Raw genomic sequence first — 356 nt, 5'->3', positions numbered from 1 at the left:
ATGTTTGCCCGTATCGAGCCGCAACTGGCGACGCAGGTGCCAAAACCACCGGATGGCGAGGACACATGGGAAGTCTGGCTGCACGAAATCAAATTCGACGGCTACCGCACCATGGCGCATCTTACTGAGGGCGCGGTCAAGCTGATCACCCGTGGCGGCATCGACTGGACGAAGCGCTATGGCGACCTGCCGCATGCGTTCGCCAAATTGCCGTGCCGCGACGCCATCATCGACGGCGAGATCGTGGTGCTCGATGCCAAGGGCATCAGCCGCTTCGCGCTGCTGCAGGATGCGCTGGCGCAGGGCGCCGGCAGCAAGCTCCATTTCTACGCCTTCGATCTTCTTCATCTCGACGG

The 356-nt window shown here is 62.1% G+C and carries 1 pseudogene; it reads left to right on the top strand.

Annotated elements, in window-relative coordinates:
- Positions 1-356 (top strand): annotated as a pseudogene (locus tag EOC06_RS44170) (ATP-dependent DNA ligase); the annotation flags it as partial.

Origin of the sequence: Mesorhizobium sp. M7A.F.Ca.MR.362.00.0.0 (genome assembly GCF_004023175.1) — a bacterium.
GTDB lineage: Bacteria > Pseudomonadota > Alphaproteobacteria > Rhizobiales > Rhizobiaceae > Mesorhizobium.
Note: the sequence above shows the minus strand (reverse complement) of the source record. Positions and strands in the feature narration are given on the sequence as shown.